At 76.0% G+C, this 9,281-nt stretch carries 8 protein-coding genes; 2 read left to right on the top strand and 6 right to left on the bottom strand.

What is annotated here, in order from left to right; all coding sequences use genetic code 11:
- Nucleotides 1-30: 30 nt before the first annotated feature.
- Nucleotides 31-828: a helix-turn-helix domain-containing protein gene (locus Ae505Ps2_RS18470; RefSeq protein ID WP_075333209.1), complete on the bottom strand. Its 798-nt coding sequence runs from the start codon at nt 826-828 to the stop codon at nt 31-33.
- Nucleotides 829-893: 65 nt separating this feature from the next.
- Here Ae505Ps2_RS18470 and Ae505Ps2_RS18465 point away from each other — a divergent pair, with 65 nt between their 5' ends.
- Nucleotides 894-2,279, top strand: coding sequence for a CoA transferase (locus tag Ae505Ps2_RS18465; RefSeq protein WP_075305651.1), 1,386 nt, complete (start codon nt 894-896; stop codon nt 2,277-2,279).
- On the opposite strand, the gene Ae505Ps2_RS18460 is transcribed toward Ae505Ps2_RS18465, so the two are convergent.
- From Ae505Ps2_RS18460 to Ae505Ps2_RS18440, 5 genes are read right to left on the bottom strand one after another with little or no spacing between them, the layout of a single operon-like run.
- Complete coding sequence (locus Ae505Ps2_RS18460; RefSeq protein WP_075305650.1) at nt 2,246-3,298, bottom strand: LLM class flavin-dependent oxidoreductase; 1,053 nt, start codon at nt 3,296-3,298, stop codon at nt 2,246-2,248. The two genes, Ae505Ps2_RS18465 and Ae505Ps2_RS18460, sit on opposite strands and share 34 nt — an antisense overlap.
- Nucleotides 3,299-3,333: 35 nt before the next feature.
- The gene (gene hisB, locus Ae505Ps2_RS18455; RefSeq protein ID WP_020622780.1) at nt 3,334-3,933 is read right to left on the bottom strand and encodes an imidazoleglycerol-phosphate dehydratase HisB; all 600 of its coding nucleotides are present in this window, start codon (nt 3,931-3,933) and stop codon (nt 3,334-3,336) included.
- A complete protein-coding gene (locus Ae505Ps2_RS18450) occupies nt 3,930-5,051 on the bottom strand; it encodes a histidinol-phosphate transaminase (protein WP_075305649.1) in 1,122 nt (373 codons plus the stop codon). Before Ae505Ps2_RS18450 ends, hisB begins: the two co-directional genes overlap by 4 nt.
- Entirely contained in the window at nt 5,048-6,373 is a 1,326-nt protein-coding gene (hisD, locus tag Ae505Ps2_RS18445) for a histidinol dehydrogenase (protein ID WP_075553812.1), read from the bottom strand. Before hisD ends, Ae505Ps2_RS18450 begins: the two co-directional genes overlap by 4 nt.
- A gap of 34 nt (nt 6,374-6,407) precedes the next feature.
- Nucleotides 6,408-7,886: a hypothetical protein gene (locus Ae505Ps2_RS18440; RefSeq protein WP_075553811.1), complete on the bottom strand. Its 1,479-nt coding sequence runs from the start codon at nt 7,884-7,886 to the stop codon at nt 6,408-6,410.
- 174 nt (nt 7,887-8,060) lie between these two features.
- Between Ae505Ps2_RS18440 and Ae505Ps2_RS18435 the strand changes: the two genes are divergently transcribed.
- Nucleotides 8,061-9,251 carry a winged helix DNA-binding domain-containing protein gene (locus tag Ae505Ps2_RS18435; RefSeq protein ID WP_075305647.1) on the top strand — a complete coding sequence of 397 codons (1,191 nt, stop codon included), beginning with the start codon at nt 8,061-8,063 and terminating at the stop codon, nt 9,249-9,251.
- Nucleotides 9,252-9,281: the final 30 nt, after the last annotated feature.

Below are 9,281 nucleotides of genomic sequence, written 5' to 3'. Positions count from 1 at the left end.
AGCGCGGCACCTGCTCAGCGCGGCACCTGCTCAGCGCGGTCGGTCCGGCCACGGGCCGGCGTGGGTCTCCCGCGCCCCCGGGTCCGCGTGCGACTCCCGCGCCCCCCGGTCCGCGAGGGCGGCGACCAACCGGGCGGCGGCCCGGTCCAGGGTGACGCTGCGGTCGGCGCGGCCCCGCCGGGTGCCGGTGAGCACCGCCGCCGCAACCGTCTCCCCGTCCTCCTCCACCGGGACGGCGACGGCGCGGATCGCCGGGTCCGCCAGCCCGTCGCTGCGGGCCAGCCGGGTACGGACGATCTCCGGGCGCTCGGTGAGGTAGGCCGCGACCGCGGGCGGGTCGTCGACCCCCGCCAGCGCTCGGGCGGACTCCTCGGGATCGCCCAGGGCGAGCAACAACCGTCCCGCGGCGGTGCGCAGCGGCGGTCGGGGCCGGTGGTCGTCGGTCACCCGTTGCAGCCGGTCGGGGGCGCGGGGACCGGCGTGGTCGACGTAGCGGACCTGCCCGCCGACCAGCACCGCGAGTGCCACGGGGGCCCGGGCGACGCGGCTGAGCGCGTCGAGCTCGGAGTGCGTGAGCGAGGCCGGCGGACCCAGCCCCGCGAGCAGCCCCAGCACGTACGGCCGGCGGCCCAGGACGTGGCCGCGGCCCCGCAGCCGTAGCCAGCCGGTGGCCCGCAGCTCGCGCAGCAGGTCCGCGGTGGAGCTGAGCGGCAGGTCGAGCTCCCGGGCGACCGCGGTCACCGACGGAGGTGTCCCGGCGGTCGCGACCAGCTCCAGGATGCGGTCGGCCCGGCCGACCGCGCGGGCGGAGGCGACAGATCCCGACACCCGTCCGATCCTACGGATATACGGAGCCTGTGGAGAGTGCGGCCGTTCCGTCGCAGGCTGGGGCCATGACCACGACGACCCCGGCCGCACGCTTCCCCTCCGCCGCCGACACGGCGGCCACCCTGCTGCCGGACGCTCCCCCGGTCCGCTCGACGCTGCGGGTCACCGGAGCGGACCCGCTCGTGCCGTCGGTGCACCGGCTCGCCGACGCGATGTCGGCGGCGGTCGGGGCGTTCGGGCTGCAGGTCGCCGGGCTCGCCGAGGATTCCGGCGGCGCGCCCCGGGAGATCACGGTGCGCGCGGCCGACACGATCGACACGCTGCGCGCCCCGTTCCTCACCACCCTCGGCGGCGTCGACGTGCAGACCGTGGCCGAGGACCCGACGGCACTGGCGAACAACGGGTTCCGCCGGACCGCCGACGGCTGGATCTTCCTGATCACCACCTACCCGCACCAGCGCGACGCGGTGTGCCGGGTGCTGGACTGCCCGCCCCTGCGCGATCGGATCGCGCAGGAGGCCGCCCGGTGGCGGTCCGTCGAGCTGGAGGATGCCGTGTGCGCGGCCGGCGGGGTGGCCGCGGCGGTCCGGACCGGGGAGCAGTGGGCCGCGCACCCGGCGGGCCGACACCTCGCCGGGCGCCCGGTCGTCGAGGTGGAGCGGATCGGCGACGCCCCGCCCGAGCCGGTACCGGACCGGCTGCGGGTCCTCGACGACACCCACGTCATCGCGGGGCCGGTCGCGGCGAAGCTGCTCGGCACGTTCGGTGCGGACGTCCTGCACGTGTCGCGCCCGGACCTGCCCGACCCGCTCGCGATGGTCGCGCTGACCGGCGGCGGGAAGCGCAACGCCTGGCTGGACCTGCGGGACCCGGCGCAGGCGGCGACGCTGCGCGACCTGGTCGGCGGGGCCGACGTGTTCGTCAACGCCTACCGGGGTACCGCCGCGCGGGGCTTCGGCCCGCAGGACCTGGCGGGACACCGGCCGGGGATCGTCGCGCTGGACCTGCACTGCTGGGGTGCCGACGGGCCGTGGGCCGCGCGTGGCGGCTTCGACCAGCTGGCCTGCTCGGCGACCGGGTTCGCGCTCGAGGAGGGTGCGGGCGGGCCGCCGTCGTTGCCGCCGACGCACCTGCTCAACGACTACCTCGCGGCCTGGCTCGGAGCCGCCGGGGTGCTCGCGGCGCTGCGCCGGCGCGCCGTCGAGGGCGGCTCGTGGCGGGTGCGGGTCACCCTCGCCGGGGTCTGCACCTGGGTCCGGGAGCTCGGGATGTTCACCGCGGCCCAGGTCGCGGACCTGCCCCGGCCCGGCGGGCCGACCATCGGCATGCACGTCGTCGACGGGCCGATGGGCCGGCTCGTCGAACCCGTGCTCCCGCTGGAGTTCGACGGCCGGCCCGCGCCGCTGCCCGGGCCACCTCAGCTGCTGGGGACCGCCGCCGCGACCTGGTGACCGGCCGGCGCCCAGCCGATCGCCGGAGCGACCCGCTCGGCGATCGAGCGGAGCAGGTGCGCGTTGTACTCCACCCCGAGCTGGTTGGGCACGGTGAACAGCACGTAGTCCGCCTCCCGGACCGCGGCGTCCTCGGCGAGCTCGGCGGCGATCCGGTCCGGGTCGCCGACGTAGCTGCGCCCGAACCGGGAGCGGGCGCCGTCGAGGATGCCTACCTGGTCGTCCTCGCCGCGCTCGCCGAAGTAGCGGCGGTCGAGGTCGGTCGTCACCGGGATGACGCTGCGCGAGATCGACACCAGCGGGGTGCGCTCGTGCCCCGCGGCGGACCAGGCCTCGCGGTAGCGCAGGATCTGCTCGGCCTGCAGCCGGTCGAACGACTCGCCGGTGTCCTCGGTGAGCAGGGTCGAGCTCTGCAGGTTCATGCCCTGGGTCGCCGCCCACTCGGCGGTGGCGCGGGTGCCCGCACCCCACCAGATCCGGTCCGCCAGCCCCGGGGACTGCGGCTGCACCGGCAGCGCGACGTGCCGGCCGCGGGTGCGGGCCGGGTCCGCCGGCGCGACCCCGGCGCCGCGGATCGCCGCGAGGAACACCTCGGCCTTGGCGCGGGCGGCGTCGGCGTGGGTCTGCCCGTCGGCGGGCCGGTAGCCGAAGGCCTCGGCGCCGTTCAGCGCGATCTCGGGCGACCCCCGGCTCACACCGAGCTGCAGCCGCCCGCCGGACAGCAGGTCGGTCGCGGCGGCCTCCTCGGCCATGTAGAGCGGGTTCTCGTAGCGCATGTCGATCACGCCGGTGCCCATCTCGATCCGGCTGGTGGTCGCCGCGATCGCCGCGAGCAGCGGGAACGGCGCGGCCAGCTGGCGCTCGAAGTGGTGCACGCGCACGAACGCGCCGTCGATGCCGATGTCCTCCGCGGCGCGTGCCAGCTCCACGGTCTGGCGCAGCGCGTCGGCCGCGGTGGGCGTCCGGGACCCGGGGACCTCCCCGTGGTGCCCGAACGACAGGAACCCGATCTTCGTCATGCCCTCTGCAACGAAGGTTGAGGGCTCAACATTCCCTAGAGGGCGCCCTTGGTGGACGGCACCCCGGTCACCCTCGGGTCGGACTCGGTCGCGGCCCGCAGCGCACGGGCGACGGCCTTGAACTCGGCCTCCGTGATGTGGTGGGGGTCGCGGCCGTCGAGCACCCGCACGTGCAGCGCGAGGTGCCCATGGAAGGCCAGCGACTCGAACACGTGCTTGTTCAGCACGGTCGGGTAGTGCCCGCCGACGACGAAGCCGCGCATCATCTCCGGCTCGCCGGTGCACACGGTGTAGGGCCGTCCGGAGACGTCGACGACGGCCTGGGCCAGGGCCTCGTCCATCGGGATCCAGGCGTCGCCGAACCGGCGGATGCCCTTCTTGTCCCCCAGCGCCTGCCGGATCGCCTGGCCCAGCACGATCGCGACGTCCTCCACGGTGTGGTGGGAGTCGATCTCGATGTCGCCCTCGGCGTGCACGGACAGGTCGAAGCTGCCGTGCTTGCCGAACGCGTCGAGCATGTGGTCGAAGAACGGGACCTTGGTGGCGATGTCGGTGCGCCCGGTGCCGTCGAGGTCGATCTCGACGACGATCCGGGTCTCCTTGGTGACGCGCTCGACGCGTCCGATGCGGCTCACAACAGCTCCTGGGTGGCGAGGTCGGTGGCGGCGGCGAGGAACGCGTCGTTCTCCTCCGGAGTGCCCACGGTGACCCGCAGCCGCTCGGGGATGCCGACGTCGCGGATCAGCACGCCCTGGTCGAGGAACCCCTTCCAGGCGCGGCCGGCGTCGGCGAAGCGCCCGAAGAGGATGAAGTTGGCGTCGGAGGCCACGACGTCGTAGCCGGCGGCGGCCAGTTCGCCGGAGATCCGGTCCCGCTCGGCGGCGAGCAGCGCCACCGAGCCGAGGGTGGCCTCGGCGTGGCGCAACGCGGCCCGCGCGGCGGCCTGCGACAGCACGGACAGGTGGTACGGCAGCCGCACGAGCTGGAGTGCGTCGATCACCGCGGGCGCGGCGGCGAGGTAGCCCAGCCGTCCCCCGGCGAACGCGAACGCCTTGCTCATCGTCCGCGACACCACCAGCTTGTGGCCGTGCGTGGCCAGCAGGGTCGTGGCGCTCGGCCGGCCGGTGGCCTCGGCGAACTCGGCGTAGGCCTCGTCGATGACGACCATCCCCGGCGCGGCGTCGACCAGCCGGGCCAGGTCGGCCGGGGCGATCGACTGCCCGGTCGGGTTGTTCGGGCTGGTCACGAACGTGATGTCCGGGGACTTCTCCGCCAGGACGGCGACGGCTGCGTCGACGTCGAGGGTGAAGTCCTCGCGGCGCGGGACCGGGACGAACTCGGTCTGCGTGCCCGAGGCGAGGATCGGGTGCATCGAGTAGCTGGGCACGAAGCCCAGCGCCGTCCGGCCGGGCCCGCCGAAGGTCTGCAGGATCTGCTGGAGGATCTCGTTGGACCCGTTCGCGGCCCACAGGTTCGCCGTGGTCAGCTCGACCCCGGTCTGCCGGGACAGATAGGCGGCGAGGTCGCCCCGCAGCGCGACGAGGTCGCGGTCGGGGTACCGGTGCAGCTCGCGGGCGGCGTCGGTCACGGAGGCCGCGACGTCGGCGACCAGCTCCGGCGGCGGCGGGTACGGGTTCTCGTTGGTGTTGAGCCGCACCGCGACGTCGAGCTGCGGCGCACCGTACGGGCTCTTCCCGCGCAGGTCCTCGCGCAGCGGCAGGTCCGACAGCCGCACGCCCTCCCCCGCGGTCACGCGCGGGCCTCGAACCGGGCGGTGACGGCCTCGCCGTGCGCGGGCAGGTCCTCGGCGTTCGCCAGGGTCACGACCCGGTCGGCGACCTCGGCCAGCGCGTCGCGGCCGTAGTCGACGACGTGGATGCCGCGCAGGAACGTCGACGTCGACAGCCCGCCGGAGTGCCGCGCGCAGCCTCCGGTCGGCAGCACGTGGTTCGACCCGGCGCAGTAGTCACCCAGCGACACCGGCGAGTGGGCCCCGACGAAGATCGCGCCGGCGTTGCGGACCTTCGCCGCGGCGCCCGCGGAGTCGGCGGTCTGGATCTCCAGGTGCTCGGCGGCGTAGGCGTCGACGACGGCGACCCCGTCGTCGGTCGAGGACACCAGGATGACCCCGGACTGCGGGCCGGTCAGCGCGGTGCGCACGCGCTCGCTGTGCTTGGTCGCGCCGACCCGGGTCTCGAGCTGCGCCTCGACCGCCTCCACCAGCGCCTCGGACGTCGTGACCAGCACCGACGCGGCGTTCGGGTCGTGCTCGGCCTGCGAGATGAGGTCCGCCGCGACGTGCGCGGGGTCGGCGGTGTCGTCGGCCAGGATCGCGATCTCGGTGGTCCCGGCCTCGGCGTCGATCCCGACCAGCCCGCGCAGCATCCGCTTCGCCGCGGTGACGTAGACGTTGCCCGGGCCGGTGACCATGTCGACCGGCTCCAGCTCGGCACCGTCGGTGTCGGTGCCGCCGTAGGCCAGCAGCGCCACGCACTGTGCACCGCCGACGGCCCACACCTCGTCGACCCCCAGCAGCGCGGCCGCCGCGAGGATCGTCGGGTGCGGGCGCCCGCCGAACTCGGCCTGCGCCGGGGAGGCGACGACCAGCGACTCCACACCCGCGGCCTGTGCCGGGACCACGTTCATGACCACGCTCGACGGGTAGACCGCCAGCCCGCCCGGGGCGTAGAGCCCGACCCGCCGGACCGGGACGAACCGCTCGGTGACCGTGCCGCCGGGGACGACCTGGGTGACGACGTCGGGCCTGCGCTGCTCGGCGTGCACGATCCGGGCCCGCTCGATCGAGGTCTCCAGCGCCGCGCGCACGTCCGGGTCGAGGTCGCGCAGCGCCTCGGTGATCGCCGCGGTCGGCACCCGCACGGTCTCCGGGCGGACCCGGTCGAAGCGCTCGGTGGCGTCCAGTGCGGCGGCGGCACCGCGATGGCGCACGTCCTCCACCAGCGGGCGGGCGCGCTCCAGCGCGGCGTCGATGTCCAGCTCGGCGCGCGGCATCACGGCGCGCAGGGTGGCCGGACGGGGCAGCGGTTCGGCTCGCAGGTCGAGGCGGCGGAGCATGGTCCCCAGGGTACGGCGGTGCTCCGAGGCCCCCTCAGCCCACCGGGACCACGAGCAGGTTCCCCGCGCCCGCCCACGGCGTCCCGACGTCGACGCCGTCCGGATGGTGCCCGGCCCGGTGCACCAGCCGGGTGGTCCCGCGCTCGTACGGGGCGGGGCGCAGGAACAGGTAGTTGACGTCGTAGAGCGCCGAGGCGACCGGGCCCGCCTCGGCGCGGCGGGCCGCGATCCGGGTCAGCATCGGGGCCCGTTCCGACAGCGGGTCGTCGATCGTGCAGCGCCGGTCGCAGAAGTAGGCGAGTGCGCCCAGCTCGCCGGCGCTGACCACGGTGCCGTGCAGACCGGAGGCGACCCGCGCGTACTCGGCGGCCGTGGCGTGGTTGGTCGAGATCGGCGCGAGCCGCCACGGCGTCCCGTGGCCGATGTCGAAGGCGGCGGACGCCACCGCCAGCACCGCCAGCACGGCGGTGAGCAGCGTCGCCGTCGCCGCCGAGAGGGTCGTGACCGCGCGCGGGGCCGGCCCGTCGCGCCGGACCGGTCGGACCAGCGCACCGACCGACCACGCCGCCAGCACCGTCAGCGCGCCGACCGCGGGGCCGTAGTACCAGTGGTAGGGCGCCGTCCCGATCACGACGAATGCCCCCGCGTGCACCGCCGCGCCCAGCCCGAGGATCGTCACCGCGGCCCGACCCCGGCGTCGCACGGCCACCCAGGCGAGGCCGCCCACCACCCCGGCGACGGCCGGGAGCAGCGCGAGGACGGTCGCCACCGGGAACACCCTGGCGTAGACCGTCAGCCCGTTCGCGAAGGTGATGTGGTCACGCCCCCAGCTGTCGCCGACCTTCCACAGCAGCGTGTCCGGCACGAACGAGCCCAGCACGACCCACGAGAACAGGTACCAGGGCGCGGCGACCAGGAACGCCGCCGCCACGACCGCCCACCGGCGTCGGCGCAGCGCCGGAACCGCGACGACCGCGAGCACGGCGACGACGACCAGGTCCGGCCGGGTGAGTACGAGCAGCGCGCACAGCACGCCCGCGGTGCGCGCGCGGCCGGTGACCGCGGCGTGCGCGAGCCCGGCGAGCAGGACGACCGCCAGGTACGTCTCGAGCCCCACGGTGGACAGCAGCAGCGGGTTCGCCAGCAGCAGCGGCGCCGGGAGCGCGGCCGTCCAGCCGGGCAGCCCGAGCGCCGCGGCGGTCCCCGCGCTCCAGTGGGTGAGCAGCGCCATCAGCCCGGCCAGCACGATCCCGGCGGCGACCACCGCGTCGCGGACGACGAGCGTCACCGCCGCCTGGAGCAGCACGTTCAGCGGGGAGGTGGCGCTGTTCGCGGGCAGGCCGGGCGACACGCCCCACTCCCCGTGCAGCGCGAGCGTGCGGACGTAGGCGAGGGTGATGTAGGCGTCGTCGATCAGCGCCCCGCGGACCAGCGCGAACGCACCCGCCGCGAGCAGGGCGGCGGCCGCGGGCAGCACCGCGGCGGACCAGCGCGGCGGCGGCGCTGCGGGCACACGGTGGCGGCCCCGGCGCGTCCCCCACGGGCGCGGCTCCGGAGCCGATCGTCCCGGGCGGACCGCGGCGAGCACGGAGCAAGAATTGCAGGTGGCGCAGCGCCCCGGACACGGCCCCGCCACTCCGCCGGAGTGAGGTCGCCCACGGAGGGCGCTGCGTGGCACCCTTCGCGCGTGACCCGGCACGTGACCGACGACGAGCGCCGCGCCCGGCTGGTGACCCGCCACCGGCTCGCCCCGCACACCCGCACCGACGATGTCGTCGCGATCAGCGACGACCTGGTCGGGCTGCACTCGACCGACCCGGTGACGGTGTACCTGTCGGCGGCCGCACGGATGGTGACCCCGTCACTCGGTCCGGTCGACGCCGCGTTGCACACCGACCGCACCCTGCTGCGCCACCACGCGATGCGCCGCACGCTGTGGGTGTTCGGCCGCGGCCACGCCGCGCTGGCCCACCACGCCGCCACCGTCGACGTCGCCGCCGTCCAGCGTCGTGACCTGCTGCGTCAGGCCGCAGCAGCCGGCCACGACGACCCCGAGGCGTGGTACGCCGACGCCGCCGACCAGGTCCTGGCGGTGCTCGCCGAACGGGGCCCGACCGCCGCCCGCGACGTCGCGAAGGCCCTGCCCGGGCTCGCCGCGCAACGGCTCGTCCTGCCCGGCGGGGGCCCGCAGCCCGCCCACACCCGGGTGCTGCTGGTGCTCGGGTTCGAGGGCCGGGTGCTGCGGACCCGACCGCTCGGGACGTGGGTCAACGGCCAGTACCGCTGGGCCACGGCCGACGCCTGGGTCCCCGGCGGGATCGGCCCCGCACCCGACCCCGACGGCGACGCCCGTCGCGCGGCCGCGGCCGGGCTGGCCCGCGCCCACCTGCGGGCGTTCGGCCCGGTCCGCCGCGACGACCTGAAGTGGTGGGCGGGCTGGACCGTCGCCACCACCACCACGGCGCTGGCCGACGTCGGTGCGGTCGAGGTGACCCTCGACGGCGGGGACACCGGGTTCCTGCTCCCCGACGACCTGGACCCCGTCCCCGATCCCGGGCCGTCGGTGGCGCTGTTGCCGAGCCTCGACCCGTCGACGATGGGGTGGAAGGCCCGCGGCTGGTACCTGCCCGCCGAGGTGGCGCCGGAGCTGTTCGACCGCAACGGCAACGGCGGACCGGCGGTCTGGGTGGACGGTCGCATCGTCGGGACCTGGGTGCAGCGCCCGGACGGCGAGATCGCGACCCTGCTGCTCGCGCCGGTCACGGCCCGGGCGCAGGCGCAGGTGCGGGACGCGGCGCAGCGGCTGCGGGAGTTCCTCGGCGACGCGCGGTTCTCCACCCGGTTCCCGGCCCCCGCCCAGCCCCGACTGCTCGCCTGACGGGCCGGCGACACCGCGCACATCGGGCCA

Source organism: Pseudonocardia sp. Ae505_Ps2 (assembly GCF_001932425.1).
Lineage (GTDB): Bacteria > Actinomycetota > Actinomycetes > Mycobacteriales > Pseudonocardiaceae > Pseudonocardia.
The sequence above is the reverse complement of the archived record's forward strand: the minus strand, read 5'-3'. Positions and strand labels throughout refer to the sequence as shown.

Bases quoted from the DNA above. Each gene is read 5' to 3' on its own strand.
- Ae505Ps2_RS18465 (WP_075305651.1), top strand. From the start codon at position 894: ATGACCACGACGACCCCGGCCGCACGCTTCCCCTCCGCCGCCGACACG.
- hisD (WP_075553812.1), bottom strand. From the start codon at position 6,373: ATGCTCCGCCGCCTCGACCTGCGAGCCGAACCGCTGCCCCGTCCGGCC.
- Ae505Ps2_RS18460 (WP_075305650.1), bottom strand. From the start codon at position 3,298: ATGACGAAGATCGGGTTCCTGTCGTTCGGGCACCACGGGGAGGTCCCC.